Here is a 26,157-nt window from a genome sequence, read left to right on the forward strand (position 1 = left end):
CTTACTCGCTCTCCGGGAGGGCCACCGACGGATAACCTTGCGGCATCCGGCTCTGATCCTTTGGCGGCAACTCAGACGATTGGCCGGAAAGCGCGTCACTGCCAGCGGGAGCCGTGGCATTTCCCTTCTGACCGAAAAAACGACGGCGGTTCTCAGCCCAGATCCGGCGACAATCGTCGTAGGTTGCTGTTTGCTCCGGCTTAACCTTTCGGCAGCCGGCGAGGCCGGAAGCGAGCGCGCCCGTGGTCTGTGGGTCCGCCGAGTTCGACGCCGTTCCGTCGCCATCACCGCGGAGCTGAATGGCGCATGCCGCCATCACCAACATCATGGATCCGGCTGCTGCGACAATTGTCAGTCGTTTGAACCTGCTGAACGCGCTCATCAATGAAACATCTGCACGTTTGAGGATTGATACCCTTCGCCCGGGGTCAGAAACCGCCGCAGTTGCTCGCGGCCTTGATCCTGCGCCGCCGCGCGTTGAGCCGATTCAAGGTTCTGCGCCCTGCCCTGCGCTGCAACGGTCGCCGTGAGATCGGCGAGTTGCTGAGCCTGAAGCGCAAGGATCTGGTTGCCGGCCTGCGTCGCCTGCAGTGCGCCGCTCGCGCCCTGGCTCGATGTTACAAGCGCCGACGTCTGGGTACGGTTGGTATCGAGGTTGCCGACAACGCCGGCCTGCACGCGCAAGGAGTCCTGCAGCGCAGCGACCGAGTTCTGCCAGCGCGATTGCGCGTTGGTGATGAGTGCTTGATTGGATTGGCTGCTCGTCGCCGGCGCATAATTGGTCGAGAACGCGCGGTCGATCTGCTGAACGTCGTAGGCAATGCGCTGCGCCTGGGCGAGCAACTGCTGGGTGCGCTGAATCGACGATTGAAGTGGCTGCAGTGACGAATATGGCAAGTTGGCCAGATTTTTCGCCTGATTGATCAGCATCTGCGCCTGGTTCTGCAGCGACGTGATCTGATTATTGATCTGCTGCAGCTCTCGCGCCGCTGTTAGGACATTCTGGGCATAATTGTTCGGATCGAAGACGATCCACTGCGCAGATGCCGGCGACGTGACAGCAAGCGACAAGGCGACGGCGCTCGCCGCCACAAGAACGCAAAGACGTCTCACAACGATGTCTCCAGATTGCTCAGATTGGGGATCAGGTCACTGGCCCACGAAGCGTCGCGATGTCGGAGCCAGGCGGGCACGAAGCCGTCGCGGCCGTGTTCTGCGAGCAGCCGCTCGATCGCCGCCTGATCGGTCTTAGAAGAAGCTGCCGTAAAGGCGAGCGCGACTTCACCCAGACCCAGTTCGAACATTCGGTTGCCGCGGCGGGACTGACAGTAGTAGTCGCGCTTCGGTGTTGCCCGGCTCAAAAGCTCGATTTGCCGGTCGTTGAGACCAAAGCGGCGATAGATCGCGGTGATCTGCGGCTCGATCGCGCGTTCGTTCGGCAGCAATATGCGGGTCGGACAGCTCTCGATAATGGCAGGCGCAATCAATGAGCCGTCGATGTCGGAGAGTGACTGCGTAGCGAAGATGACGGAGGCGTTCTTTTTGCGCAACGTCTTCAGCCATTCGCGCAATTGCCCGGCAAAGTCCTCGTCATCGAGCGCGAGCCAGCCCTCGTCGCCTTCGACCTTCACCAGCGAGGCGTAGATCGGGGCCGGGAAGGTCGGATCGTCGAGCTTGACCGAGAGGTATTCGCGATCGGTCTCGCGGGCGGTCTTCTTCCAGGCGGCACCGAGCTCGGTCGTACCGGCGAAGATGCGGTAGTCGGGCGCCTTGTCGTTGTCCTTCTCGGATGCCGCGAACTTTGCCTTGAGGTTCAGGGTCAGCGTCTTGATCGAACCGATGTAGCCATTGTCCGAAGCGGTGAAGGTGCCGATGGTAGCCATGGTGGTCTCCGTTTGTTGCTCGGGCCGCGCCCGTCGCAGCCTCGATGGCGATCCTTGGCCCGGGGAGCGATCGGCCCGCAGCCTTCAGGCCCGCAGCGACAGCAGAGGACGGCGATAGCCTGCTTTTTTGTCTTCCGCGAGGAATGCCGCCACTTCGCGGCAGGGGAAAAAAGCAGGCGCAGCCGTTGCGGGAAGGCGATCGAGGCTCTTGCCGGCCCTCGGGCCTGATCAGCCCATTCGAGGTTGCGTTGGACGCGCCATGAATGAACTGACGGAGACCACCATGGCGGCCGACATCGGCGCAGCACAAGGACACAGCCGGATCAATCGGGCACCTGCTGACACCAGCGCATCAACGGCAAAAAGGGCGCGTCCCGGCAAACGCTAGCGATCCTGATCGCACTCTCGCGTACGGCGGCGAAGGTATGCTTGGGAATGATCCGTCAGGCAGCGATCTCGATACTCCGGTCAACACACGATCAAAGCAGTCGGCCTCATCACCTGCTGCTGACTGGCGAGCACGACAGAGCGGTGACCTTCGGCTGCCGCTGACGGCGTAGATCAGAGTGATCGAAGTCTGGATCGTGACGGGCCTTCCATGCATCGATCGCCGCTGTGCGCAAAAAGAAGCGACCGCGCGCCGGTCAGGCGCGCGGCCGAGAATTTTGAGCTGGCCGGGGCCGCTCGCGCGGCCCCGGCTCAATCCTCATTCTGCGGCTTGCGAATACGCATCATCGCTCTGCGTCTGGACTTGCTCATCTGACCGATCCTTGGGCTTGGCCGTCCTGAGCAAAGACGGCAGCCAGTCGGTCGCGGCCAGCAACTGTTCGGCGGCTTCCGCCATATCGACCTTCTTCATATCCACCATACGCTCGGCCGCCTCACCGCTCACGCCTTCGCAAACCGCCTCCAGAATACGCGCCTTGGTGACGCGGCCGAGATAGCTGCGCACCGTCGGCCGCCAGTAGCCGGTCATGTCGAGCGAAACGGCTTCCGCCAGCCGGTCGGCTGTTGCGAGGGCGCGGGGCCTCCGGTCCCACGGCAGTTTGACCGCGTTGACGGTCAGCGCGACACAATGGGCGAACAAGGCCAAGCGGCTATCGTGGTCGAGTTCGGCCACGAAAGTCCAAAGGCCGGCAACATCGCGAGGCATCTGCCTTGCCCAATTGGCGTGGCGGTCCGCCCATGCCTTGCCGGCGGGCGTGTCCTCGATCCCGTCCGCATGCCCAGCCAAATCCGTCTTGATAGGCTGGATACCGACAATATGGGCGTCCGCGCCGAAATAGAAGATTTGCGCCGCGAGCGCATGCGTCACTGCCACGGTCGCGGTTTCGGACTGTTCGCTCAGATTGAGGCGCAGTCCCAAGGTGCGATGTGCGGTGAGGTCCCGAACGAGAACGTCAGACAGCGGGCGGTCGTCCTCTTCCTCGTCGGCGGCACCTGCATCCTCCCCGCTCTCATCCTGCGCTGCCTGACCGTCTGCTCCCTCTGGATTGCCTGCCATTGACGCCTGCGTGGTTTGCTCCGCTTCGGCTTGCGGCTTTTCGTCCGCGGGCCGGATGAAACCACGTTCGATCCGGATAGCACCGTCGTGATTGAGGATCACGAATGCACCGCCACGCGCAACGTCGTCGCGGTCGTACGCCTGCCGCTTGGCTTCCAGCCGCTCGATCTCGGCCTCAAGCTCGCCGAACCGGGCGTCCACATCATCAGGAAGTTCATCGGCCGTCTGGTGCCGATCGGTGAGGCGGTCGAATTCCGTCTGCGCCGCCTCAAGGGCGGACTTGTCTTCCGCCGAAAGCTCGACCGGATGCGGATAGGTCCGCCTCATGCCGTGCGTGTGCGGGAAATCAAGATGAGCTTCCGTCCATTTCCATCCCTCGGCCGCCCGAACCGCATCTGCTTCGCGACCAAGTTTTGCCGTGACGAGCAAATCAAGCAGCGCCACGTCTTCCAGATAGCCGCCGCGATCCTCGGTGAAGAGGTCCCGAAGGATCGAGCCGCCTGCTTCGGTGTACGCTTCGATACCGACAAAGCGCGCGCGGCGGTCGGTTGCGGCCACATGGGTTTCGGTGAGCATGCGACGGATGGTGCTGGCATCCCGGTTATAGGATAGCCGCTCATAAACACTTTCCTGCCGGGCATGATCATCGGTGATAGCAAAGGCCATCAACTGCTCAAGAGCCAGATCGCCCTCGCGATAAACCTGCATCAGCTTCGGAGAAATTGCGCCCAACCGCAGGCGCTGCCGCACCACATGCGGCGTCACGCCGAAGCGGGCGGCGATTTCCTCGGCGCCGAAGCCGCGCTCTTCCGCCAGCTTCTTGAACGCCTCAAACTGGTCAGCGGGATGCATGTTTTCCCGGGTGACATTCTCGTCCAAGCTGATTTCGTGCGGATCGTTCGCGGTGTCCACGATGCACCGGATCGGCTCGGTTTTCTTGATCTCCTTCCGCTTTACCCGCAGAAGCTGGGCAAGCCGCCTGCCCTCGCCGATGGTCACGAAATAGAACCCGGTAGGCGCATCCTCGCCATCGACCTCTGGCTCGACGACCAGATTTTGCAGAATACCCTTGGCCGCGATGCTCGCCGCATAGGCCTCGATCGCCGCATCGCTGTGCGGCGTCTTGCGCGCATTCTTCGGGGACTTCTTGAGCTTGTTGAGCGGAATGAGAACTTGCGTTCCGTTCTCGGGGAGTTGTTCAATCTGCTTGGCCGACATGATCGATCTCCTTTTGCTTTCATGGGTGCAGGGCGCACTCCGCGCCTGCGCCCCTGCCCGTCGGCGAGACCAGGGGTAGCAAGTGCCAGGGCGACCCGAGCGGAGGGGGATCGCCCGCCCGAGAGGGCCGCTCGAAGAGCGGGTCTGCACAAGCGCGTGCCAGGATTTCCGGTGTTGAGAATCTGAGAAAGCGCGGAAGACCGGGGAGACCGCTCGGATCGGCGCCGGCGCCAGCCGGCGCTTTACCCTGGCGCGCGCGAGGGGCGGAGCCCCCTTAGGTCTAGAAGATGGGGCATGGTGGGTGGTGTAAGCCGTGCCCGGCAGAGAATAAGGCACCCGCAGGAGGGTCAGCATAGCGCCGACGCGATAGCGACGGGACCCGGGACCGAGTGCAGTCGCGAGACCGGTTAAGAAGGCACCCGAACGAAGGGCAGTGATAGCGACGCCGGAACGAAGTGACGGCGGGACCGAGGGCGAGTGCCTCCGGCGAGCGACACATTATTGTGCGCGAGGGATCGAAGCCGCACGGCCGAGACGCTACGCGGCTCGGTTCACGAGAGCCCGGTCCGGCACTTGCCGGACGCGCACAAACGGAAATGAAGCGCTAGCTGAGGCTTTGGATTTCCTCGCGGGTTCGCGGGGGCGTACCACTCCAAACCTTGAGTTTCCGCCATTGCGAATCCCAGCCATGTGCTAGCAGCCGGAACGAATGATAGAGAAAACGATTCGCCGTTCAGGAGCTATTCCTATGCTGATGACAAGTGAACGAAGACCGGCGATACGGACGATGCGCGGATGGGCGATTGACGTGCTCCAGGAAGCTGGCGCCATCCGCGAGTGCGAGGAGCACGGTTGGATGCAGGACCGCGCCGATCCGCATGCAAGGGAGCGGGCCTTCGATATCGCCCGCGCAGAACCGCCCGCAGGCGTCTCCCCTGATGCAGCGGCGGCCGAGGTTCGCGACGTGCTGAACTCGATCGGTGATACTTGCCCAGAATGCCCGCCCGATTAGAAGGACCGGCGCCGAGCAGACGGAAACTAACCCCGCGCGCGCCGCAGCGTAGCTTCCAATCGCTCCTTCTCCTTATCCCAGCGGGCTTTTTCGGCTTGCGATCTCTTCTCGAGAGCCTCGACCTCGGCCTGGATGGCGGCGGCCCGCTTCGCGTGCTCTTGCTCAGCCTTGTCCAGCGCAGCCTGCGCCTTGTCGACCGCCTGCTGACGGCGTTCACGGTCCTTCTGCCCTGGCGGCCTCTTCCTTCGCCCGTTCAAGCTCGCGGCGCGTCTGCTCCCGTTCGTAGGCGAGAGCGGCCTTCCGCTCCGTAGCCTTGTCGACGGGGCGAGAGGAAGGCTTCTTCGCCTTTGGGCCATTCGACTTGCGGGCGGCTTTCTTTGGTCCGCCGCCGCCAAGATCGGTCGGCAGCTCGGCGTGTTCGCTGAAAGGTCGGTCGGTTCCAACCGGGCGCCTGAGAACGACGCCGGGCTTTGCCATAGTCGCGGCGATAACGTCCGGGTCGTCGCTCTCCTTCGCCGCGCCCTGATGGAAGAGATTGCTGTCAGCGCCCCACGCCTCCAGCGCCGCCTTCATCGATGGCGCGGCGATCGCCAGATCGAAGAAGCCCAGCGACGTCTGATAGGTTTTCAGTTTTTTGGCCATCGGTCTGATCCGCCCTCCCCGATCGATCTTAGCGCACGCCGCGGCGCCTGCGGAACACGACGCTGCTCCCAAGCGTTCCCTAATCCTTGAAGGACGTCCATGCATTTCGCAACGCGCTCTTAACGACCCTGCCTAAGCGCCTGCAGCCGATGCTCGCTACGCTCACCGACGCGCCATTCGACGACCCCGGCTGGGTTTTCGAGGACAAGTACGATGGCTTCCGTATGATCGCGGAAATCCGGCGGGGTAAGGTTGCACTCTACAGCCGCAACGGCAAGATCATCAGCCGCAGTTATATCGAGATCGCCAAGGCGCTGGAGGGCGTGAAGGGCGACGCGGTGATCGATGGTGAGCTTGTCGCGATCGGCAAGGATGGCGTCTCGCATTTCCAGCTGCTTCAAAACGCGCTGCGTCATGAAGCGAAGCTCAAGTATTGCGCGTTCGATCTCATGTTCGAGAATGCTGTAGACTTGCGCAAGCAGCCTCTCCTCGAGCGCAAGAAGCGGCTGAAGGCGATTCTGCCGCGCGACAAGCTGATTGCCTTCAGTCCTCACCGCAAGGGGTACGGCAAGAAATTCTTCGCGGAGGCCGAACGGAAGGGTCTGGAAGGCGTCATGGCGAAGCGCGCCGACAGCGCGTATGCGTCCGGACGGCGGATTGGCTGAAGATCAAGACGGCAAAGCGGCAGGAAGTGGTGATCGCCGGCTTCACGGCACCCAGGCGCACCAGGCCATTCTTCGGCGCCCTGGTCCTCGCCGTGCGGGAAAACGATACATGGCGCTACATCGGACATGTCGGCACTGGCTTCAGCCACAAGGTCCTTGAAGACCTCCATGCCAAGCTAGTGAAGCTGACGGTCTCTAAATCACCCTTTCCGCCAAAGTGAAGGACGAGGCCGTCACAACCTGGGTCAGGCCGTCGTTGGTGGCCGAGGTCAAATTCGCGGAGTGGACGAGCAAGGGCGAGCTGCGCCAGCCCGTCTACCTCGGGCTCCGGTCCGATAAGCGGGCGAAGGACGTCGTGCGCGAGCGAGAACGTCCGCGCAAATAGCGCTTCCCTTCGAGCGTAACCGGCCAGCGAAACGAATTGAATTAACGCATTCGCCTCCTCCGCTGTAAATGCCCTGCGCGGTGGCGCGCTCAGTCGCCTCCAAGCTCGTGGATTTCCGGTCGCAAGTCCTCAGAAGTGACTTCGAGCGTCGCAAGCGTGATCGGCAGCTTAAACCGCCGCGGTCCCGCGCTGCCGGGATTCAGGTAGAGAATGCCACCGACCGTGTCGATCTTCGGCACGTGGGAATGCCCGGAGACGATGACATCGATGTCGGCGCCAAGATCGGCCTGCAGCGTCTTCAGGTCGTGCAGAACGTAGATCGACTTTCCCGCCAAGCGCACAAGGTTCGTGTCGGGGTATTCGCGAGCCCATTCGCCGCTGTCCACGTTTCCACGGATGGCGGTGACAGGCGCGATCCGGCGAAGCGCGTCGACGATCTCGGGGCGCCCGATGTCGCCGGCATGAATGATGTGATCGACGCCCGTCAGGCCTCGCTCCGCCTCGGGCCTCAACAGGCCGTGCGTGTCCGAAATGATTCCGATCCTGAACGTCATTTCCCGCCGCTCTCAACCGCGATCTCCAAAAGACGATCGAGAAGCTCTACCTGTGCGGACAGCATCTTCGTCCGCGCGAACTCGATATCGAACCATTCCGCGCGGTCGACTTCAGGAAAGGTCTGCCGTCGACCGCTTCGTGGCGGCCATTCGATCTCGAAAGTATTGCTGATCAGCGCCGCCGGGTCAAAATGGCCTTCTCCAGCGAATGCGATAACGCGCTTGCCTCCTCGCTGTCGGACCTCCCCCAGCGGTTGGAGTCGACCAATCGAAGCGCTCGGGCCGAGCTCCTCTGCAAACTCACGCCGCGCGACCTGCTCCGGAGCATCCGCTGCATCGATTTCGCCCTTCGGAATGGACCAGGCGCCGTCGTCCTTCTTGCGCCAGAACGGACCGCCGGGATGAACCAGCAGGACCTCAAGCCCGCGAGCGCCCTTGCGGTAGGCGAGAATGCCCGCGCTTAACATCGATCTCCTGGAAGTCTTTTTCAGCGCAGCCATATCGCTCCCTGCCGCGTAACGGCCGTCTGGCGTCACTGGATGCTTAGCCACACGCTAGGCTGACTTCCGCTGCGATCTAGCCGCCGGCTTCTTCGCGGCCTCCTTGGCCGGTTTCTTGCCGGCAATCGGCATCAGCATTTCCTTCTGCCCAACCGCCGCCTTGCGCGGCTTCTTGGCCGTCTTCTTCGGCGCCTCTGTCGGGCCCGTCGCGTCTCGTCCGAGGCTCTTGCGCAGCGCGTCCATCAGGTCAACGACGTTCTCACCTCGAGGACGCACTTTCGCGGTGATCGGTTTGCCCGCGCGCTTCTGATTGATGAGATCGAGAAGGGCGGTTTCGTACTGGTCTTCGAACTTGTCCGGCTCGAAATGGCCCGCCTTCTGATTGACGATGTGTTTGGCGAGATCGAGCATGTCCTTGGTGACTTTGACGTCCTGGATGTCGTCGAAATACTCGTCCGCAGACCGCACCTCGTAGGGGTAGCGCAGCAGCGTTCCCATCAGGCCCTTGTCCATGGGTTCGAGGGCGATGATGTGCTCGCGGTTGGTCAGCACCACCCGTCCGATCGCGACCTTGTTCATCTCACGGATCGTTTCACGGACGACGGCGAAGGCGTCGTGACCGACCTTCCCGTCCGGCACCAGGTAGTAGGGACGGATCAGATACCTCGGGTCGATCTCGCTGCGGTCGACGAACTCGTCGATCTCGATGGTTCGCGTCGATTCCAGCGCGACGTTCTCGAGCTCCTCCTTCGTCACCTCGATAAAGGTGTCGGTGTCGACCTTGTAGCCCTTGACGATGTCCTCGTTGGCGACCTCCTCGCCGGTGTCGGCGTCCACTTTGGCGTACTTGATCCGGTGGCCGGTCTTCCGGTTGAGCTGGTTGAACGAGACCTTCTCGGAATCCGACGTGGCCGGATAGAGCGCGACCGGACAGGTGACGAGGGAAAGACGCAGGAAGCCTTTCCAGTTAGCGCGGGGGGCCATGGCGGGGGAACTCCGATACTGATGCCGGATTCAAGACGAATGGCTCGGCTTGGTTCCGACACCGCGCCCCTACCAAAAGGATGATTTTTTCTCGGCGCGGGCTTGAGCGGACTCGACTTTTGTTCACTTTATGTTCTAATTCGGAATGACCGACCGACCCGCGAGCTGGCGCATGCCGACCCCGAAGCAGATGGAAAAACTGGCCGCTGACGCCGCGCGCAGGCCGGCTCCCTCCGCCGCGGCTCCAGATGCGCCACTCCCGGCCGAATACTGGGAATCGGTCCTCAAAGATCCTCGCGCCGGCGCGACCGGGGCCGAGATGCGGCAGCGTCGTCTTTCGGAAATTCAACGCCACGTCCTGCGCATCTCCTGCCGCCGCTGCGAGCGAACCGTGGAAATCCAGACCGCCGATGCAGTTCGATTGTATGGCGGCAAGGCGGTCTGGAAGGACGTCGCGCAGCGACTGCTCGACAACACCTGCCAGCAGCGCACCGGCAGGCATGAAGAAGACGGGTGCTGGCCGGCGTTCGAGACGCCGTAGCCCGCTCTGGATTGCCGTTCCGATCTCTTTGCGCCTGGATGTCCGGATGGCCCCGAAGCATCACCCTACGCCCCTGTCGGGCGGCGACCGCAAGACTCTGGCGAAAGAGCTCGGTAAGGCGCGCGCGATGGCCAATATCCTGGCCACCCGATCGGCGGAGACGCGGGCGAAGGGGGAAGCGCTCATCCAGCAGGCTGACAAGCTGCTATGCGAGAGTTGGAACGAACGCATGTGGTCAGACGGAGAACCGATTGATCCATCCCCGACGATCGATCAAGCGGTGAATGGCGGCTTCCCCTGGCTGGAGATCCAGTGCGCTCGCTGCAAGACGCCGAGCGACGTTGACCTCGCGGCGATGAAGCATCCGCCGACCACCTTTGTGCACGATCTCGCCAGCCGGCTGCGCTGCCGCAAATGCGCGAAGGCGGGCCGGCGTCCTTCCGCGACTCTGCTACAACTGGCTTGGCAGCCGCGCCACCCTCGGACCGAAGCCTGACCGATGTGCAATCTCTACTCGATCACGACCAACCAGGCCGCAATCAGCGCGTTGTTTCGTGTCGTGAACCGATACGTCGGCAATCTGGAGCCGATGCCCGGGGTTTTTCCCGATTACAAGGCACCGATCGTGCGCAACGGGGCCGAGGGCCGCGAACTCACCAGGGCGCGGTGGGGGATGCCGTCGTCGTCAAAGGCGCTGATGGATGCCACGAAGAAACGGGCCGAGAAGCTGCAGGCCAAGGGCAGGACCGTCGATTTCAAGGAACTGCTGCGGATGGAGCCGGACGGCGGCACGACGAACATCCGAAACGTGAAGAGCAAACACTGGACGAGATGGCTGGGAGCCGAAAACCGGTGCGTGGTACCATTCAACTCCTTCAGCGAGTTCAACAAGGGCGAGGGCGGTGATAACTGGTTCGCATTCGATGAGACCCGTCCCCTCGCCTGCTTCGCCGGTATCTGGACCAACTGGACGTCCGTCCGGAAGGTCAAGGAAGGTGAGACGACTAACGACCTTTACGCGTTCCTCACGACGGAGTCGAATGCCGAGGTCGGCGTCATCCACCCCAAGGCGATGCCCGTGATCCTGACGACGCCGGACGAAGTCGAAGCCTGGATGACAGCCCCTCTGGACGAGGCCCTGAAACTGCAGCGGCCGCTTCCAAACGACACGCTCCGGATTGTCGCCCGTGGAGTGAAGGAAGACCAGGCCGGACCGACGACGTGACCGACGAACCCTACGAACAGGCAGCGCCATCCGACCGCCAACGCAAGATCATCCACATCGACATGGACGCCTTCTATGCATCCGTGGAGCAGCGGGACAATCCGGATCTCCGCGGCAAGCCAGTCGCCGTCGGAGGATCCCGGGAGCGCGGCGTCGTGGCGGCGGCCAGCTACGAAGCGCGCAAGTTCGGCGTCAGGTCGGCCATGCCATCGGTTACCGCGAAGCGGCAATGCCCAGACCTGATCTTCGTGAAGCCGCGTTTCGAGGTCTACAAGGCGGTCTCCCAGCAAATACGCGAGATCTTCGCCGAGCACACCGCGATCATCGAACCGCTGTCGCTGGACGAGGCCTACCTCGATGTGACCGAAAATCTGCGAGGCATACCATTGGCGCGGGACGTCGCGTTGGCGATCCGTGCGAAAATCAAGGAGGTAACGGGCCTCAACGCTTCGGCCGGCATCTCCTACAACAAGTTCCTGGCAAAGCTCGCCTCAGACCACCGTAAACCCAACGGCCAGTACGTCATCACACCGGAGACGGGGCCGGCGTTCGTAGAGAACTTACCGGTTAGTAAGTTTCACGGCATCGGGCCGGCGACCAGCGCCAAGATGAACTCCCTCGGTCTCAACACCGGCCTCGACATGCGTAACCAGTCCCTCGAATTCATGCGGGCAAACTTCGGCAAGGCTGGCGCCTATTACTACTGGATATCGCGGGGCATCGACAATCGTGAGGTCCGCGCCGACCGGATCCGCAAATCTGTCGGCGCCGAAAATACGTTCTCCACCGACCTCACCGACTTCGAGGCCATGGTCGTCGAACTCGAGCCGCTCATCGACAAGTCTGGCGATACTGCGAAGGTGCCGGTAACCGGGGACGCACGGTGACGCTTAAAATGAAGTTCAACGATTTCGAGATCATCACGCGCAGTAGATCTGTGCCCGTCTCGGTTTCGAGCCGTAGCGAACTGGAGCGCCTATCGATCGCTTTGCTGCAGAACGAGATGCCGGTCCCCAAGCCGGTCCGGCTTCTGGGAGTCTCACTATCGGCGTTGCAGCATGTCGACGACGCGGAACCACAGCTGGCGCTTCCGATGTAGTCGCGTCACGTCGCTGCGGGTCCCCCCGGAGACGGACGCGCACTGGCGCGGCTTCGAAGACTTGCCTCCGACCATCGCCCGTCCGTCGTCGTTTCCGCTCCCGCTCGAACGGTCCTCTCATTTTGCGACTGGCGCGCGATGTCCCGAACCGAAGCGCGGATCGCGATCGGCCGAAAGTCCGCTGCGCGTCGTCGTTTCCACGGACACCGATAATCTGGGGACATGCCCTCGGACGCTTAACTTGTCGGTGTTGTCCACATCGTCTAGGCTGCGGGTCGCGAAAAGCGGCTGCATTCGGCCTTGAAAGCGGGCTTGAGCGAAACCCACGTTATATCAATAGTTTAAAGGCAGTGCTTGGTCGCACTTGGCTCGACGAACTCGATTTTCCAATCCGTTTGCCTTCCGACCGGGCTTCCGCTTGCGGACGGCTATCGCTACGTTTCGCGAAGCTGCAGATAAGTACGAGCGATTCGTCGAGACGACTTTATTTGCGCCGTGTTTGGCTGCAAGGTGGCTCCTTCGGGCGGGGCACTATGGTAGTCCGTACGCCGACCTTCGAGAACGGGCATGACACGGTATCTGACTGGTTTTGGATTAGCTGCCAACGAGATGTCCGTAATGTCCGGTCATGAGCAGATGGCTCATCAAAATCAAGAAAACGCGGAATTCGGCCCGCGCGGTCTCCTTATACGGGACCCCTACGCGAGCCAGCTTCTGAACGGCGAAAAGATCTGGGAGATCCGGGGCAAGCCGACCCAGATTCGTGGGCCGGTCGTCATCATCAAATCCGGTACGGGTCACGCTTACGGCACCGCGAAGCTCATCCGCGTCCTCGGCCCGCTCGAACTCGACGATTTGACGTTGGCGTCCGAACTTCCTCGCGACGAACGCGAGTTGTTCCGGCGCGAAGGGATGCCGTACGCGAAGACGTACGCGTATGTGTTCAGCGATCCGAAATGGTTCGAGAAGCCGATCCCGTACCGGCATCCGAGCGGCGCCGTCACGTGGGTCAGGTTGCCCGAGATCAATCTTGAGGCCGTCCGGTATGCGCTGCCTCGATATCACGCCGCTCAACTCCAGTTGGTCTGATTTCATACATTCGTTCTTTCTCGATCTTGCGCCCCTCGGGCACACGATCGGGAAATCGCCGGACGGCGGCATCACCGTCGCCATTTCGGATCCCGCCGAACGCGATCCCGACTTCTGGCACCTCGCCCACGAAGCGCATCACAGGAAGCTTCTTCTCGAGCGCGCGGACGAGATTTTGGCGTTCGAGTCCGATCATCCCGACGTGTTCGCGCAAATGGCGTTATTCCAGCCGAGCGCCATCCAGCCGGTGATGGAAATCGTCGATTTCACCGATCGGCGCCATCATGCCATCCTTCGCTATCTGAGCTCCTGCCAATCCGTGACGTCGCGGAAGCTGGTCGGCCGGCGCATGGGGTTGCTCCTGTGGGATGCCGGCCAGACGGGGCACACGCCGCTCATCGGGGCGGCGATTCTCGCAAGCCCCCGCTTCTCCCAGCGCTTGCGTGACGGTTCGTTCGGCTGGGAGCCGGACTATCCGCGGACGAGCCGGAATTTTGACGAAGCGGCGCGCGCGGTTAGACTGGCCGGCTTGGCCAGAATGATGCAGCTCGCGGTCGCGTGCGCGCTACCGCCCTACAACCTTCTCTCGGGCGCATGGTTGGCGGCGCTCGCACCCTTCACCGCCGTCGGACAGGAGGCGTTCCGGCGGGCGGTCAGGAACGAGCCCGACCCCGACCTTGCCGCCGTCGTGACCACGACCGGCAAAGGCGTCAGCGGCGCGCCCTTCCGGGGTCATCGGCTGGTGCAGCTTTCGAACCGATCGATCGAAGCCGCTCCGGGCTCGGAGGGAGACGTCTATGCGCGGGTCAAACCGGGCGAAGGAAGCGCGACGCTTCGAGCCTATTTCGACGGGCTCGCGTCTACGACCACGAAACGGCTCGCATGCGATCTCCTCGGCATCGAGGAAGGATCAATATCCGAGACTGATCCCGACCGCGCGATGGCGTTCGCTCTCAAGAAGCTCGGCATCGACAGGAGCGTCTTCGCCGGCAACGAGATGGGGATCCATGTCGGCATGCTGGGCCGCGAGACGCGCCAGCATCTTTCCGCGGGTACCCCGAGACCGACTAACAAGCGACCGCGGCTCTCCTGGGAAACGGTGGTCGCCGTGTGGACAAAGAAATTCCTGCCGGTCTCCACCGGCGCGCCGGAAACCGCGACGCAGGCTTCCCTGGCGGAACACAACAGGGCCCGTCGCAAGAAACACGACGACGCGTGCGCCTATCCGCAGAGCAAGGTGAAGCTCTCGCACCTGCTTGCCGAACATTCGTCGCGTACCGCCGACGAATCCGCGACGGCGTCCGGTCGAAGCGAACTCACTTCAGGACCTTGAACTGCCGCGTCAGGATCCACCCGCCGGTCGCCACCAAGAGCGCCGTCAGCGTCGCCATCGCTCCTTTGGCTAGGGGGGCAACGGTAGCTGCGGCGGCATAACCGGCCAATGCCGTTCCCGCCAGCACCAGGATCAAACCGGCCGCCAGCCGCCACCGTTGTTTCCTGATCGCGAACGTCAGCGTGCACATCGAGCCGGCCGGATACGCCGACGCATGATCGGGAGTCTGGGTCTCGAGGCGGATCTCCGAATAGCGCGCGTCGATCGTGTCGTCGGTGGCAATCGAGAAATGCTGCGAGGACGTCTCGTTCGGCACGATGTCGAGAGGTCGCGCCGACAGTTTGATGAGCCCCTCGTCGTCGTCGTTCGACGTCAGGACGACCGTCGCGTTGCCGGGAATCTGGTGCCCGTGCGCATCGGGCGAATGGGTCTGGACGAAGATCTCATACCGGCCGCCTTCGGAGAGCGCGTAATCGCGGTGCCAGCGGTTCGTATGGACGCGCGCGTTGCTCCGTCGGTCGGTCAAGGGCAACTGGACGTCGTCGCGTCGATCCGCCTTCGCTATCCGTACGACGCGCCAGAACACGTCGTTCGCGAATTGGGTCGGAAGCGTGATCAGCTTGTCGACGACTTTGGACCAGAATTTAGGATCGTCGCTCGCGAGGCTCTCCCTGTCCGGTGCCGACGCCGCCGGCAACAAGGAAACCCAGCAATGCTGTTGCGCGCGGTCCCCGAAGGGGAGCGCATCTTCAGCCTCGAGTGCCTGGATCAGCCGGGGAATCGCGTCCAGATCGGGATCGACGAAGCCCCGCACTTCGAAATGCAGGTAGAGCACGTCCGAGGCCGCATCCGCGCCCGGCGCGATCGCCACCGCGACAATCCTGGCCGAACGGGTCGGCACGAAGACGCTGTCCTGCCAACGCAGCATCTCGGCCGGGTCGGGTTGGCTCTGCTGGTAGTCCCGCTTCTGACCGTACATGAGCAGCGCTGGGACCGGCAATTGGCCGGGATCCGCCGCAAGACGATCGATGGCCGCGGCGGCCGTGGCCTTGCAGAGCGAGCGCTTGTATTCGTACCGAACGATGGCGCCTGCAGGCAGCGCGAGCACCTCGTGCACGTCGCCGTAGTAGCGCGCATGCGTGCTGGTATCGAATACTATGAGGAAGGGCGGGGTCGGATCGGCCATGGCGGTCTCCCGGAGAGCGGTATCTCGACGTTCGCATCCGCCGGCGGTCGGTCTCGCGTTGCCGGCGAAGTCGGTACGATCTCAACGAGTCCTTCGCGACGTCCATGTGAAAAGCAACGGAAAAACGCTTCCCTGCGGGCGCATCATCGACCCGGACGGGTTCGCTCCGGTCCGAAAATTGCGGTAGGCTGCCACGGAGGTCATGTTCGGAGCAGCTATGTTTTGGGTGATATTCGACACCAGCACGAAGCGCGATTACTACCGCGATGTGCACAACATTCTCGCGTTGCCGCCCGGTGCGACGATCCGTTACGATTACGGCGAAAAGGACATGTCGACGGCGGCAGTCGACGCGGCGAAGCGCGCCGGTGTCGCGGGAAACCCGGTCTTGCTGGCCTACGCACAGACCAAGACCTTCAAGAAGGGCGATGCTGACCCGAAAGGTGCGATTCCCGTGGCCGGCGGCTTCTGGACCCCTACCCGGCTTGCCGTCCTCAAGCATGTCCAGGTGGCGGACGGCCGGTACTACTTCGACCTGGAGATGGCCGGATATCCCGCACCCGATGAAGCGAGCTTCGCCGCCATCGCACAAGACCTTGCGGCCCGGAACGAAGTCCCGTTCGAGAAATGGATCGCGATCTGCAACCGCGATCCGGATTACGCCGCGCTGGGTGCGGGCGAACTCGCGGCGAATTGGGCTGCCGTCGTCGACAGGCTGGGCAATTTCCCATCGCAATTCGCCGGCGACACCTTTTGGCGTCTTGCGCAGGTCGCGACCGGGTCCGAGCGCGCGGCGATCGCTCCCGTCTTCGAGGCGCCTCCGGCTACGGCCGGAATCGGCCAGGGCGTTCAAGCATTTTTCCCGGTCAACGAGCTCGATGCGATAGGACTTCAGATCCAAAGCCGCATGCCCGAGAGCGGTCAGGAGCCCGCTGGCAAGGAAACGACGTCGGCGAGAAGGGTCCGCTTCGAGGCGACCGCGACCGGTCCGCTAGGGGCCTTCAACGGACGAGAACTAGATATTCGTCGCTACGCCTACGAATGGATCGATGCCGATATTGCAGGGAGCGACAGGATCGATGCGCAATCGTGCGAAATGAAGCTCAAGACCGGACCAGAGTCCGGCAACTATCCGATCGGCCCGGAATTGAACCTCAAATTTCAGGTGTCGAAGACGGGATGGCGCAGCTATTGGGCAATAATGACCGCGATTGTGACCGCGGTCGTGCTGGCCGTCGGCGGCGGCATTTTGAAGGACAACCTTGCAGCGGGAGTCATTCTCTTGGTGGCCGGTGGTTTCCTCGGCATTTTGGCTCTTTACTTCTGGACGGGACGCGTTCGGCTGCCAGGTTCGAAGTAGTTCGACGGACGAAGAGGCGACGCCGTGGCGATCGTGAACCGGGAGTTTACCTACCGTCGGCGGATAAAGGTCAGTCGAGGCGACCTCGCCGCCGCCGAGAAAGGCAGGAAGACGTGCACCATCAGATTGGGCGTCGCACACGTGGATGAACCGACGATCGATCTCACGGACGGCGCCAATTCGCTGAGGGTCGAGATTAAGTCGGTCTCCACGGAGCGCTTCCGCGACCTTTCCGAAGAGCATGCCCGCTGCGAAGGGTTCACGACGGTCGAGGAACTTCGGACCGATCTCAGGACCTATTATCCGCAGATCGATCCCGACCAACCGGTCACGATCATTCGATTTAAACGGCTCATCGATAAGTGATGCCGTCGCGTTCGCGGACCGATAATAGGCTTTTCCGTATCGTATTCGCGCTCTCAGGACTTTCGAGAACGACCTCCGGATAGTCGACCATCCGTCCGCACAACAGCGCCCTGTAGGTGAGTAGGCGGGGTCCGCGGCTGAATCGTAGAAAGCGAATTCGTCCTCGCCCGGCTTTTTGGGTCGGTCCGCGTACGCGTCTTGTCGTCGAAGATCATGCTGCCCCACCGCGTCCTAAAGATCCGCATTGGACGAGAATTTGCAGAACGGATTCGGCACGTCGTAAACTTTTCCGCCGAGGGACACTGACTCTTCGAGCAACAGCGTCGGTCCGAACGCGGGCTGACGGGTGAGTTCGTCGGGAATGGCGCTGAAAAGGATTCGCTCGACGTGGCTACGGTCCGTCGCGCTGGCCTTCGGATGCAGAGCGTCCGCGACAAGGGCATTGAGACCAGCGCCACGCCCATCGGAGGAGAACTGTGCGAGCTTGACGAATTCGCGTTCGGCCAGGCCGATGAAGTGAAGCCACACGACCGCGGATCGACTACCCGAACATTGCGATGCACCTGCCTGTATCGTGTCGACCACGCGCGCCGAAATCGTCGGCGGCTTGTGGGGAATCAGGATCAGACCGAGCACGAGACGGTCAGCCTTCACGATGCAGTGCGCGTTCTCGGAAAGTTTCGGATCGCCCGCGACGCGCCGGCGGAATTCCTCGAAGTTTCCGGCTTCGAGCAGTGCCTGCCAATCGGTCCTTGGGACGAATCGAAGCGAGAAGTCCCTCTTTGCGTCGGAGGTCGCGCCATCCGGGCCGAGCGCGTCGCGTAGCTGGCTGCCGACGTGCCTGCACACCGAGGTCGGCTTGTCGAAAGTCAACTCGAATACGCCGGACTCTTGGACTGGCGGGCTCTTGAGCACACGTTGCCGGAACGTCTCCGAAAGATCGACGGTCATATCGGTCTTGATCTGGTTTCCCGTGTCCTCGGTGACCGTCTTGCACTCAACCTCGATCGGCCCAGACGGCGTCTCGACCAGCAGATCGAACCTTCCGAGTTCTTCGAGATCGGCGAACCTGGTGGGGTAACGCTTGCGCGTGAAATGGGCGTAACAGCGGATCTCGTGCTCAAGCTGCCGGACGTCGCGATCCGGCTGCAGATTGTCGAGCAACATCGATCGCAGCCGGTCCGATCCCTTCTGCGACAACGTCTGTCGGATCTTGTTGACCCCCGCGATCAGTGTCGCGGCCCGCACCGCGCGAAGATCGCGCAAATCGAGGTGGAATGCGTTCGGGCCGTCCGTAAACGCTCCCCATTGTTCGTGGAAATAGAAGCGGTCGCGGTAGAGCGCGCGGACCGACACCGAAAGCGTACCGAGCTTTCGCGCGACCTTGGCCAAGGTCTTGTCGAGCCGTTCGGGGCCTACGAAATCGATGAACGAGGCGAACTCCCTCGGAAACTGGGACTGAACGAAGCCGAAGTCGCCGTTAGCGCGGGCGGTGATATCGATGGGTTGCTGCAGCAACGACGGATAGGGCATCGGCCGACCCGCCTCCCAGCCCTGCAGGGTGCGGACCGGAATTCCGAGACGGACCGCGGCATCGGCTTGGGAGAACCCGTGATGGGCCCGCCATTCCTTCAAGACAGCCGCGATGTCGCGCGTCGGCGGTGACAGCAGCAACCTTCGCAGTTCTTCGGTCGAGATGGACATCGCGCCCCGCGCACTTGACGACTACGCAGATTGCGTAGTACGCAATTTGCGCAGTCGACGCAAGGTCAGCGTGGATCGCGCCGGCGCATAAGCAGAACGACAGCGTCGGGCTAGATTTGAAGCAAGCGGCGTGACTGCCGTGGGCTCAAAAGCAGAAAAAGCCCCGTGAGGGGATCTTCAGGGCGACCATGGACCAGGTCGTTCGTCGAATATATCGATGCCGTGCTGCCAGGGCTGGTGCTCCGCGTGAGGTTTACGGCGGCGCTAAGACCTCCGTCGCCATCTACTACGTCGACCACCGGACCAAGACCTTCAAACTCGGCCATTACTATCCGAATGGCGCCGACGTGTTCCCGGACCCCGAAAGCGGAGAGGCCGCGCTACCTGATTCGCGCGCAGTGCTCGGCGTCGCGATTGCTAGCGCCAAGAAGTCGAAGCCGGAGCGCATCAGAGCAGCTTAGCGAACACCCTCCGATCGTGGTGTCTTACGATGGCGGCACCCGGATTGCAGATGACCACGATCCGTGGGCGGACAAGATGGTCAGTGTCCGCCTTGAACAACACCGTCAGCCTGCGGCCCAATCTCCTTTCAGGGCGCGGCAGGCAAAAGAGCCGCCGCTCGCTCCCCGGCTCCCAGCGGCGGCTCGCTTTAGTGGAGACGCTTGAGCCAGCGTGACCGAAATCGGCGCCCCATTTCCTTGAGATCAATGCTCATCCCGAGCCAAGTGGGCTTTAGCGAAACCAGCTCTCTCGGCTGAGCTGCGGTCTTGGCAGAGAAGCCGGCGCCCTTGATAAATCCAATCTCGACATCACGAAGCGCGCCGTCGAGGCGCTGCTGGAACACCGCTTGATATTGCCGGACAGCCTGCTGGTGCTCGCCTGGATATCGCGCTGGATGAATGGCGCTGAGAACGACATTGCCAAGATTTTCGAGATGCGGGCGCGCCCATCCGGTGACCTCCTTCGGCGGCATCTCCAAACGCTCGACGAAATCCCGGATGACCCTGACGGCCTCCACGATGGCGTCACGGTGAATGGGGTCGACGACTGCCGCGATCGTGATCGGCACTCGGCTATTCAACCCACCTTGCGCAGCTGCTTCGCTGATAATCCGGTCTCGCTCAGCCATGGCGCGCTTGCGCGCGTCATGCATGATGAATGAGAGATTGCGGTCGAGATCGGCCTTGGTCGGGGGCTCGTACATGGCGGCCCCTCAGAAGGTACCGCGCGTGAAAGCACCATGATCGAGCGTGATCTCGGACGGCACCTCGCCAAGGTTGCCGAGCAACTGCTCGACCGCGATCAGGAAGCGCGGCAGAGCATTTTGCACCACTTTGACCCTGCCCTCGTCGGTGTGGTCATTGCTGTTGTCGATGTCGTCGATGATCGCGCGCGGGATGGTGACGGAGCATGGTTGGCCCTTGTACCGGACAGGAAAGATTACGTCCCAACCGACGGGCCGGACAGTATTCGAGTATTGAAGCTCCAGCTTGCGGCGGCGAACGCCGGCGCCCAGCCCGTTCTCGACATCCTCCGGAATGAAGGCGACGCCGGCGGCTTCGAGCGCGGCGATGATGGCCAGCAAGTTCTTGCGCATGGGCTCGATACGGCCGTTGCCCTCAAAGCTGGCGATGGTGGCGCGGGCGACCTGGGCATTGCGGGCCAGGTCATCTTGGCTCCAGCCAAGCAGCGCCCGCGCGGCCGCGCACTGAGTTCCGGAGATGGTATCAACAGGCATGGGAAATCCAGTCATTTTGAATAAAGTTATGCAAAATGACTAACCTCATGCAAAAAGTCAAGCCGTCGTGGGCGGGCTGCTATCGCGCCCACGACGTGCGCCGGTGTCCTCATAGTTGCGGATCGACTCGGCGCAACCTCGGGGACTCGGAAAGCGCCTAAAGTCAAGGCAACGCGAGAGAAAGAAACAAATTGGCGCAGTCTTGTTCAAACATTACGGCCCGCCTATGTGGGAACAAACCCCGAACCCGGGAACTCACGAGGATTGGTCATGAACGCTCCCTTTCCTGGGCCGTGGGCCCAGATCTCTCAAGCCGACGCCCTCCTAATGGACGTCGCTCGTCGAATTCAATTGAGCCCAACTAAACACGAAACCGCGAAAACAAACTTCCGCGCCCTCTGTGGTCATGTCGACCGGGAGGGCAGTCCGCTCCACAAGAAGGTGCTCGAATGCTATCCGAGCGGCAGCTTTGCCACTGGAACTGCTATCGCTTCGAGGGTTGCGAAAAATCAGCATGATGTCGACGTCGTCATTGAGCTAGACGTCCATCCGCACTCCGAGCCCAAGACCATGCTCGGGTTGTTGTTCGAAGCCATCAATGGATCGCCCAGCAGCCGCTATCATGGCATGGTGACGCAGAACAGCCGCTGCATCACGGTCAAGTACGAGGACGGCACGACTGTTGATCTCATGCCGGTCGCCCGCCTCGCGGGAGAGCCAGATCGCGCAGGCAACCTTTTCCACTTCAAGAAGGAGTCGGGCGAGAGTTTTCATAAGGCGGTCAACCCGTGGGCATTCGCGGACGACTTCAACAAGCGCGTCGAATTCGATCAGGCCTTTTATGACTCATTCAGGGGCCGGCGCCTCCTCGTCGAGGGAACGCTTGAAATCAAGGCTGAGACGCAGCCGATGCCCGAACATGTCCCCATCGAAGAGAAATCGCCGCGCGTTGTCGCGCTGCAGTTGATCAAGCGCAATCGCGATATCGCCTTTCGGTCGAGTACTCGCAGTGGAATGCGCAAGCCGCCTTCGGTCGTGCTGGCAGCAATCTCTCTAGATGCAGGTCCCGTAAAGACCAGCCTCATTGACGAGGCGATCAGCGTCGCCAACACCATCCGCGTTCGATTGCAGCAGAAGTTTGGCGCTCGTCGAACAGTCGAGGTTCGAAATCCAGCTTATCATCCCGATGTCTTCACCGACCGCTGGCCGGAGAATGAACAAGCACAGGACATGTATGATGCTGATCTTCGGCGCCTCATCGCTGAGCTATATCGCCTGCGCAATGAAGTGCTGAGCATGGCAGAGAAGAGCGAACTCTTGAAAAAGCTGTTCGGCGAGACCGCAGCCGCTTACGCGATCGAGAGCCATCTTGACGCACAGCGCCATGAGATGGAAGCCGGGCAGCTTCACGCTGGACGGCATGGCAAGATCGCGGCATCAGTTGCAGCGCCTGCGGTAGCCGCCGGCTTGCGAACTTCGCCCGTCCGTGCGGCCACTCGCGAAGGCGGAGGCACGCTGAAGGAATGACTAAATCGATCCAGCAGCAAATCGAGGCCATGGCCTTCCAGTGGCCCGATTTCAAGCTGACTGAGCAATACGACCAGAGCGCCACTTGGGAAGGAATTTTAGCGCCAGACAAGCGCGAGCATCTTGTTCGCGTTCGCTACCGCATACCGATGGTGCTGGAAGACTATAGCCTGCGCGACGTCCAACCAAAAGTTCAGGTGCTCAAGCCAAAACTGGAGCGCCATCTGGATTACGAAGAAGGGCCGATCCCGCACGTCTATCGAAGCGAGATCGACCCAACACTTCCCTATCTGTGCTTGTTCAGTCCCTCGCTTCGTGAATGGAGCATGGACGACCTCATCGCCGACACGACGATTTTTTGGGCCAACGAGTGGCTCTATTTCTACGAAGGCTGGCTCGTCACAAAGAAATGGCGAGGTGGCGGTCGTCACCTGACTCCGGTCGTCGATGGAGCCAAAGAACTTGAAGCGATCTAGCGGCACTCTTCAGGGTTTGCGGGAGCAACTGCCCTGGCCCGAAGGAAAGCCATTCCGCATCTTGTCGATTGACGGCGGCGGCATCCGTGGCGTCTTGCCTGCCGCCATTCTCGCGGAATTAGAAAAGCGTTACCTTGGTGGTCAGTCAGCCGGCAATTACTTTGATCTGATAACCGGGACGTCCACCGGCGGCATTATCGCCTTGGGTCTCTCAATCGGAAAGACTGCCCAATCCATTCTCGACTTGTACGTCGACCATGGAGACAAGGTTTTCCCGCCGGTGCGTTGGGACATTTTCAAGATACGAAAACGCTGGCGGTTTCTGCAAGCGCTACAGCACTATCGGTATGAGCCGAAGATCCTTGAGGGCCTTCTCAAATCCGTCTTTCAAGAAAAGACGCTGGGCGAGGCAGAGCGGCGTCTATGCGTTCCATCGTTCGATGGGTTCACCGAGGTCAATGTCTTCAAGACACCGCATCATTTCGATTATCGAATGGACTGGAAGGAGCAGCTCCTCACCATTGCGATGGCCACCGCCGCAGCACCGGCCTATTTCCCAGTTTATAAAAATGGCGGCCGTTTCTTTGCAGATGGCGGTGTCTGGGCCAACAATCCCGTGATGATTGGGCTCGTTGATGCTCTGATCTGTTATCAGCTCGAACGCCGCCAAGTGCACATCCTATCGCTGGGGACAGGCGACACCGAAATTCGCTTCTCAGAAAACCAGATTTTACACGGCGGGGTCATCGACTGGTACGAGATCATTTCCTCGGCGATGCACCTACAGAGCCAAAATGCGACCGGGCAAGCGGGGCTGCTCATTGGGCGAGATCAACTGGTACGGCTGAATGCTCCTCCGATGCCGGACAACCCCATTGGCCTCGACGACTACGATCGCGCGCAAGAACTGTTGCCGCCGATCGCTGCGCAACTAGTGGACGCACATGGCCAGATGATCCGAGATCGCTTCCTGCTGGAGAAGGCCGATCCGTACAAGGCGTATCATGGTCCCCGTGCATCCGATAATGCTGCGTCAAAAGCCGCAACATAACGCACGTGATTGGTCATCTCCGCTATAGCCTCCGCTAAGCGAATTTCGCCATTTTCGTGCATGATGTAAGAGGCTGAAATCATAGGCACAGCTGGGCTTTGCCGCCGGTTGAAGAGTCAGGTGCGAATTTCGTTCTTTTTGGGCCGACATGATGAACACAACAGAAGATGCGGAAGAAAAAATCGTCGCGGATGACTCGGCCGCCGTAAGCGAGCCTCAAGGTTCGCCGGTCTGGCTGCGCGCATCTTTGACGGATCTTTTCGGCCTCGACATCGAGGCGCCAATCGTTGGATCGCAATCTGCCGACAGTGATGAGCTCGGCCAGCAGTTTCGGGCTGCGATATATAGTGCTGTTCCCACCGATCCCGAGACGCCAGCCGCCCGCGTCTTCAGCATGCTGACGGCCGTGATGGGGATGCATCTCAAGGCCAAAGAACCAAATGAGCCCTTCGGTCCTATGGTCGCTTGGGCTGACGGGCGGAGGTCGGCGGCGCCTGTCGACTTTCGCGGAGAACCGCTCGACGTGCTTGCCGAGATAGCGACTCATGCGAAGCACCCGGTACTGCGCGCGCGTCTTGCTGACATTTGCTGGTTGCTCGACCGGAAACGTGTGCAACTCGGCACGGCCGCCATTTCTGCCTATGTCGAGATCGTGAAAAAGGTCGCCGCCGGCGCGCTTAGATTTCGGTTCGATAGCGAGAAAGGCGCGCTTAAGCACGAGGCGCGCGATCTGCTGCGCCGGGCCCTCTCCATTGCCCGGGGGAGAGGGATAGACCCGTCTGCCGGCGCGGCAGCGCGAGACCTTGTCGCCGACCTTCGGAAAAGGTCGCTTGAACAGCGGTCGCCGATCCCTGTGTTGTGGTTCTCCCATCTAGATTTGGATTTTGGCGTTTCGGAGCCGGCCGAGATCGGCTCAAGTGTCGAGTCTCTTATTCCAGGCCTGGCCTCGGACACTGACGGGCACACCATCGTCAATCTCCGGCGGTTGGCATCGCGCGCTTTTCATCTCGGCAAGAAGGACAGCGATCAGCGCCGCTCTCAGGCGGAAGCTGCGGAGCAACTCGCTCGGATGGCCGAACAACAGCCGCTCGCAATGCTGGCGGCCAGCTTGCTTTCAGAGGCTATTGCTGAACTTCATGGCGTTCCTGGCAAGAAGGAACGCCGCAAGGAATTGCGCCATCGCCTCGTCGACGTCCAATCGGGAATCGCCGATGAGATGTCACCCTTCACGATACCGATCAATCTCGAAGAGATCGTGAATCTGGTGCAGCAAGAGATACAGCAAAGGCTCAGCCTGCGGGACAAGTTATTTGTCTTCGCGGCGCTGGAACGGTCTCCCGATCCTGCTAAATTGACAGACACCGCGGCCAAATCGATCCGGGAGCATCCGCTGGCCTCGCTGTTTGCGGCCACGCACCATGACGGTGAAGGTAAGGTCATTCATCGCAGCGAGGGTGCCGGATTCGGCGATGCCGAGAATGCGTCCGCGATCGAGCGGCAAATTGCGGAAGATGAGCGCGTCCGCCGTCACGTCGTTGCAGCGGGGAAGATCGAGACCGCAAGACTAGCCATTGCAGCCGAGCACTACCTTTTGGACGACGTTTTTGTATCCCTGCTGCTGTACAGCGCGTTTGTCCCAAGGGACGCGGTCGCCACTTACAGCCGCGGATTCTTAAGGTTCTTCCAAGGCGATTTCGTCAGCGGCCTCTATATCCTGACCCCCTTGATCGAAAACTCTCTACGCCACGTTCTGAAAAGCCACGGTCATGACGTGACGAATTTCGACGACGCCACGATGACGCAACAGGATCGAACGATTTCTGTGCTGTTTGAGCAAATGCGACCGGAACTGTATTCGATTTTTGGTCGTTCGATCACGACCGACATCGAGAACGTCTTTCTTAAGAAATCAGGCCCTCATCTGAGGCATTCGCTGGCGCACGGCCTGTTGCCCGACGGGGCGGCCTACGGCGCGGACGCGATTTACGGCTGCTGGCTCGCTTTTCACTTATGCATGTTGCCGCTATTTCCGGTAAGGACCCAGCTGACGATTCCATACGACCTGCCGCAAGATGATGCAAACGCACCAACCCCTGAAGCGACGTGATGGCTGCT

At 61.4% G+C, this 26,157-nt stretch carries 24 protein-coding genes and 5 pseudogenes; 16 read left to right on the forward strand and 13 right to left on the reverse strand.

Features of this window, described 5'->3' with window-relative positions; all coding sequences use genetic code 11:
• Nucleotide 1: 1 nt before the first annotated feature.
• The 4 genes and pseudogenes from trbK-alt to ABID59_RS37370 form a co-directional block, all read right to left on the reverse strand.
• The gene (gene trbK-alt / locus ABID59_RS00850) at nucleotides 2-382 is read right to left on the reverse strand and encodes a putative entry exclusion protein TrbK-alt (RefSeq protein ID WP_354082143.1); all 381 of its coding nucleotides are present in this window, start codon (nucleotides 380-382) and stop codon (nucleotides 2-4) included.
• The gene (gene trbJ / locus ABID59_RS00855; RefSeq protein WP_354082144.1) at nucleotides 382-1,113 is read right to left on the reverse strand and encodes a P-type conjugative transfer protein TrbJ; all 732 of its coding nucleotides are present in this window, start codon (nucleotides 1,111-1,113) and stop codon (nucleotides 382-384) included. The genes trbK-alt and trbJ overlap by 1 nt, the downstream gene beginning before the upstream one ends.
• Nucleotides 1,110-1,616, reverse strand: a pseudogene (locus tag ABID59_RS00860) (TraG/VirB4 family ATPase); the annotation flags it as partial. The pseudogene ABID59_RS00860 and the gene trbJ, both read right to left, overlap by 4 nt.
• Nucleotides 1,617-1,883 (reverse strand): annotated as a pseudogene (locus ABID59_RS37370) (DUF736 domain-containing protein); the annotation flags it as partial. It lies immediately after the preceding pseudogene.
• 259 nt (nucleotides 1,884-2,142) lie between these two features.
• Here ABID59_RS37370 and ABID59_RS00865 point away from each other — a divergent pair.
• Nucleotides 2,143-2,271, forward strand: coding sequence for a hypothetical protein (locus ABID59_RS00865; RefSeq protein WP_354082146.1), 129 nt, complete (start codon nucleotides 2,143-2,145; stop codon nucleotides 2,269-2,271).
• A gap of 318 nt (nucleotides 2,272-2,589) precedes the next feature.
• Here the strand turns inward: ABID59_RS00865 and ABID59_RS00870 are convergent, their stop codons facing one another.
• Nucleotides 2,590-4,605: a ParB/RepB/Spo0J family partition protein gene (locus ABID59_RS00870; RefSeq protein WP_354082147.1), complete on the reverse strand. Its 2,016-nt coding sequence runs from the start codon at nucleotides 4,603-4,605 to the stop codon at nucleotides 2,590-2,592.
• 748 nt (nucleotides 4,606-5,353) lie between these two features.
• Between ABID59_RS00870 and ABID59_RS00875 the strand changes: the two genes are divergently transcribed.
• Entirely contained in the window at nucleotides 5,354-5,617 is a 264-nt protein-coding gene (locus ABID59_RS00875; RefSeq protein ID WP_354082148.1) for a hypothetical protein, read from the forward strand.
• 26 nt (nucleotides 5,618-5,643) lie between these two features.
• Here ABID59_RS00875 and ABID59_RS00880 read toward each other — a convergent pair.
• Nucleotides 5,644-6,259 (reverse strand): annotated as a pseudogene (locus ABID59_RS00880) (cell envelope biogenesis protein TolA).
• Nucleotides 6,260-6,408: 149 nt separating this feature from the next.
• Between ABID59_RS00880 and ligD the strand changes: the two are divergent.
• Nucleotides 6,409-7,309, forward strand: a pseudogene (ligD, locus tag ABID59_RS00885) (non-homologous end-joining DNA ligase).
• Between the two features lie 89 nt (nucleotides 7,310-7,398).
• Here ligD and ABID59_RS00890 read toward each other — a convergent pair.
• The 3 genes from ABID59_RS00890 to ku are packed head-to-tail and all read right to left on the reverse strand — an operon-like array spanning nucleotide 7,399 to nucleotide 9,347.
• On the reverse strand, nucleotides 7,399-7,863 hold the full coding sequence (locus tag ABID59_RS00890; protein WP_354082149.1) for a metallophosphoesterase family protein: 465 nt from the start codon (nucleotides 7,861-7,863) through the stop codon (nucleotides 7,399-7,401).
• Nucleotides 7,860-8,363 carry an NUDIX hydrolase gene (locus tag ABID59_RS00895; RefSeq protein WP_354082150.1) on the reverse strand — a complete coding sequence of 168 codons (504 nt, stop codon included), beginning with the start codon at nucleotides 8,361-8,363 and terminating at the stop codon, nucleotides 7,860-7,862. Before ABID59_RS00895 ends, ABID59_RS00890 begins: the two co-directional genes overlap by 4 nt.
• 54 nt (nucleotides 8,364-8,417) lie before the next feature.
• The gene (gene ku, locus ABID59_RS00900; protein WP_354082151.1) at nucleotides 8,418-9,347 is read right to left on the reverse strand and encodes a non-homologous end joining protein Ku; all 930 of its coding nucleotides are present in this window, start codon (nucleotides 9,345-9,347) and stop codon (nucleotides 8,418-8,420) included.
• A gap of 145 nt (nucleotides 9,348-9,492) precedes the next feature.
• Here ku and ABID59_RS00905 point away from each other — a divergent pair, with 145 nt between their 5' ends.
• The 6 genes and pseudogenes from ABID59_RS00905 to ABID59_RS00930 all read left to right on the forward strand — a co-directional run bounded on the left by ABID59_RS00905 (nucleotide 9,493) and on the right by ABID59_RS00930 (nucleotide 14,634).
• Nucleotides 9,493-9,888, forward strand: a complete 396-nt coding sequence (locus ABID59_RS00905) for a hypothetical protein (RefSeq protein ID WP_354082152.1) — start codon at nucleotides 9,493-9,495, stop codon at nucleotides 9,886-9,888.
• A gap of 46 nt (nucleotides 9,889-9,934) precedes the next feature.
• Nucleotides 9,935-10,384, forward strand: coding sequence for a hypothetical protein (locus ABID59_RS00910; RefSeq protein ID WP_354082153.1), 450 nt, complete (start codon nucleotides 9,935-9,937; stop codon nucleotides 10,382-10,384).
• 3 nt (nucleotides 10,385-10,387) lie between these two features.
• The gene (locus ABID59_RS00915) at nucleotides 10,388-11,113 is read left to right on the forward strand and encodes an SOS response-associated peptidase (protein ID WP_354082154.1); all 726 of its coding nucleotides are present in this window, start codon (nucleotides 10,388-10,390) and stop codon (nucleotides 11,111-11,113) included.
• Nucleotides 11,114-11,175: 62 nt separating this feature from the next.
• Nucleotides 11,176-12,212, forward strand: a pseudogene (gene dinB / locus ABID59_RS00920) (DNA polymerase IV).
• 567 nt (nucleotides 12,213-12,779) lie between these two features.
• Nucleotides 12,780-13,301: an ASCH domain-containing protein gene (locus tag ABID59_RS00925; protein WP_354082155.1), complete on the forward strand. Its 522-nt coding sequence runs from the start codon at nucleotides 12,780-12,782 to the stop codon at nucleotides 13,299-13,301.
• 175 nt (nucleotides 13,302-13,476) lie between these two features.
• Nucleotides 13,477-14,634 carry a hypothetical protein gene (locus tag ABID59_RS00930; protein ID WP_354082156.1) on the forward strand — a complete coding sequence of 386 codons (1,158 nt, stop codon included), beginning with the start codon at nucleotides 13,477-13,479 and terminating at the stop codon, nucleotides 14,632-14,634.
• On the opposite strand, the gene ABID59_RS00935 is transcribed toward ABID59_RS00930, so the two are convergent.
• Nucleotides 14,618-15,820, reverse strand: a complete 1,203-nt coding sequence (locus tag ABID59_RS00935) for a hypothetical protein (protein WP_354082157.1) — start codon at nucleotides 15,818-15,820, stop codon at nucleotides 14,618-14,620. The genes ABID59_RS00930 and ABID59_RS00935 overlap by 17 nt on opposite strands.
• A gap of 202 nt (nucleotides 15,821-16,022) precedes the next feature.
• On the opposite strand from ABID59_RS00935, the gene ABID59_RS00940 reads away from it, so the two are divergent.
• The gene (locus tag ABID59_RS00940; protein ID WP_354082158.1) at nucleotides 16,023-17,180 is read left to right on the forward strand and encodes a hypothetical protein; all 1,158 of its coding nucleotides are present in this window, start codon (nucleotides 16,023-16,025) and stop codon (nucleotides 17,178-17,180) included.
• A gap of 24 nt (nucleotides 17,181-17,204) precedes the next feature.
• Nucleotides 17,205-17,546 carry an ASCH domain-containing protein gene (locus ABID59_RS00945; protein WP_354082159.1) on the forward strand — a complete coding sequence of 114 codons (342 nt, stop codon included), beginning with the start codon at nucleotides 17,205-17,207 and terminating at the stop codon, nucleotides 17,544-17,546.
• Between the two features lie 231 nt (nucleotides 17,547-17,777).
• Here ABID59_RS00945 and ABID59_RS00950 read toward each other — a convergent pair whose 3' ends face one another.
• Nucleotides 17,778-19,250 carry a helix-turn-helix domain-containing protein gene (locus ABID59_RS00950; protein ID WP_354082160.1) on the reverse strand — a complete coding sequence of 491 codons (1,473 nt, stop codon included), beginning with the start codon at nucleotides 19,248-19,250 and terminating at the stop codon, nucleotides 17,778-17,780.
• Between the two features lie 188 nt (nucleotides 19,251-19,438).
• Between ABID59_RS00950 and ABID59_RS00955 the strand changes: the two genes are divergently transcribed.
• Nucleotides 19,439-19,711 (forward strand): hypothetical protein, encoded by a 273-nt coding sequence (locus tag ABID59_RS00955; RefSeq protein ID WP_354082161.1) that lies wholly within the window; start codon nucleotides 19,439-19,441, stop codon nucleotides 19,709-19,711.
• 188 nt (nucleotides 19,712-19,899) lie between these two features.
• Here ABID59_RS00955 and ABID59_RS00960 read toward each other — a convergent pair whose 3' ends face one another.
• Together ABID59_RS00960 and ABID59_RS00965 are read right to left on the reverse strand one after the other, a co-directional pair.
• Nucleotides 19,900-20,454, reverse strand: coding sequence for a hypothetical protein (locus ABID59_RS00960; RefSeq protein WP_354082162.1), 555 nt, complete (start codon nucleotides 20,452-20,454; stop codon nucleotides 19,900-19,902).
• Nucleotides 20,455-20,463: 9 nt separating this feature from the next.
• Complete coding sequence (locus ABID59_RS00965) at nucleotides 20,464-20,988, reverse strand: helix-turn-helix domain-containing protein (protein WP_354082163.1); 525 nt, start codon at nucleotides 20,986-20,988, stop codon at nucleotides 20,464-20,466.
• A 270-nt stretch (nucleotides 20,989-21,258) separates the two neighbouring features.
• On the opposite strand from ABID59_RS00965, the gene ABID59_RS00970 reads away from it, so the two are divergent.
• From ABID59_RS00970 to ABID59_RS00985, 4 genes are all read left to right on the forward strand, one after another.
• Nucleotides 21,259-22,515, forward strand: coding sequence for a nucleotidyltransferase domain-containing protein (locus ABID59_RS00970; RefSeq protein WP_354082164.1), 1,257 nt, complete (start codon nucleotides 21,259-21,261; stop codon nucleotides 22,513-22,515).
• The gene (locus ABID59_RS00975) at nucleotides 22,512-22,991 is read left to right on the forward strand and encodes a type II CBASS E2 protein (RefSeq protein ID WP_354082165.1); all 480 of its coding nucleotides are present in this window, start codon (nucleotides 22,512-22,514) and stop codon (nucleotides 22,989-22,991) included. Before ABID59_RS00970 ends, ABID59_RS00975 begins: the two co-directional genes overlap by 4 nt.
• The gene (locus tag ABID59_RS00980; RefSeq protein ID WP_354082166.1) at nucleotides 22,978-24,042 is read left to right on the forward strand and encodes a CBASS cGAMP-activated phospholipase; all 1,065 of its coding nucleotides are present in this window, start codon (nucleotides 22,978-22,980) and stop codon (nucleotides 24,040-24,042) included. The genes ABID59_RS00975 and ABID59_RS00980 overlap by 14 nt, the downstream gene beginning before the upstream one ends.
• Nucleotides 24,043-24,193: 151 nt before the next feature.
• Nucleotides 24,194-26,149, forward strand: a complete 1,956-nt coding sequence (locus ABID59_RS00985; protein WP_354082567.1) for a DUF7380 domain-containing protein — start codon at nucleotides 24,194-24,196, stop codon at nucleotides 26,147-26,149.
• Nucleotides 26,150-26,157 lie beyond the last annotated feature (8 nt).

Source organism: Bradyrhizobium sp. S3.3.6, from assembly GCF_040546905.1.
Taxonomy (GTDB): domain Bacteria; phylum Pseudomonadota; class Alphaproteobacteria; order Rhizobiales; family Xanthobacteraceae; genus Bradyrhizobium; species Bradyrhizobium cytisi.

Coding starts and splice junctions, on each gene's coding strand:
- ABID59_RS00895 (WP_354082150.1), bottom strand. CDS start 8,363: ATGGCTGCGCTGAAAAAGACTTCCAGGAGATCGATGTTAAGCGCGGGC.
- ku (WP_354082151.1), bottom strand. CDS start 9,347: ATGGCCCCCCGCGCTAACTGGAAAGGCTTCCTGCGTCTTTCCCTCGTC.
- ABID59_RS00905 (WP_354082152.1), top strand. CDS start 9,493: ATGACCGACCGACCCGCGAGCTGGCGCATGCCGACCCCGAAGCAGATG.
- ABID59_RS00955 (WP_354082161.1), top strand. CDS start 19,439: ATGGACCAGGTCGTTCGTCGAATATATCGATGCCGTGCTGCCAGGGCT.
- ABID59_RS00970 (WP_354082164.1), top strand. CDS start 21,259: ATGAACGCTCCCTTTCCTGGGCCGTGGGCCCAGATCTCTCAAGCCGAC.
- ABID59_RS00965 (WP_354082163.1), bottom strand. CDS start 20,988: ATGCCTGTTGATACCATCTCCGGAACTCAGTGCGCGGCCGCGCGGGCG.
- ABID59_RS00935 (WP_354082157.1), bottom strand. CDS start 15,820: ATGGCCGATCCGACCCCGCCCTTCCTCATAGTATTCGATACCAGCACG.
- ABID59_RS00960 (WP_354082162.1), bottom strand. CDS start 20,454: ATGTACGAGCCCCCGACCAAGGCCGATCTCGACCGCAATCTCTCATTC.
- ABID59_RS00940 (WP_354082158.1), top strand. CDS start 16,023: ATGTTCGGAGCAGCTATGTTTTGGGTGATATTCGACACCAGCACGAAG.
- trbK-alt (WP_354082143.1), bottom strand. CDS start 382: ATGAGCGCGTTCAGCAGGTTCAAACGACTGACAATTGTCGCAGCAGCC.
- ABID59_RS00925 (WP_354082155.1), top strand. CDS start 12,780: ATGACACGGTATCTGACTGGTTTTGGATTAGCTGCCAACGAGATGTCC.
- ABID59_RS00950 (WP_354082160.1), bottom strand. CDS start 19,250: ATGTCCATCTCGACCGAAGAACTGCGAAGGTTGCTGCTGTCACCGCCG.
- ABID59_RS00865 (WP_354082146.1), top strand. CDS start 2,143: ATGAATGAACTGACGGAGACCACCATGGCGGCCGACATCGGCGCAGCA.
- ABID59_RS00985 (WP_354082567.1), top strand. CDS start 24,194: ATGAACACAACAGAAGATGCGGAAGAAAAAATCGTCGCGGATGACTCG.
- ABID59_RS00890 (WP_354082149.1), bottom strand. CDS start 7,863: ATGACGTTCAGGATCGGAATCATTTCGGACACGCACGGCCTGTTGAGG.
- ABID59_RS00910 (WP_354082153.1), top strand. CDS start 9,935: ATGGCCCCGAAGCATCACCCTACGCCCCTGTCGGGCGGCGACCGCAAG.
- ABID59_RS00870 (WP_354082147.1), bottom strand. CDS start 4,605: ATGTCGGCCAAGCAGATTGAACAACTCCCCGAGAACGGAACGCAAGTT.
- ABID59_RS00915 (WP_354082154.1), top strand. CDS start 10,388: ATGTGCAATCTCTACTCGATCACGACCAACCAGGCCGCAATCAGCGCG.
- ABID59_RS00875 (WP_354082148.1), top strand. CDS start 5,354: ATGCTGATGACAAGTGAACGAAGACCGGCGATACGGACGATGCGCGGA.
- ABID59_RS00975 (WP_354082165.1), top strand. CDS start 22,512: ATGACTAAATCGATCCAGCAGCAAATCGAGGCCATGGCCTTCCAGTGG.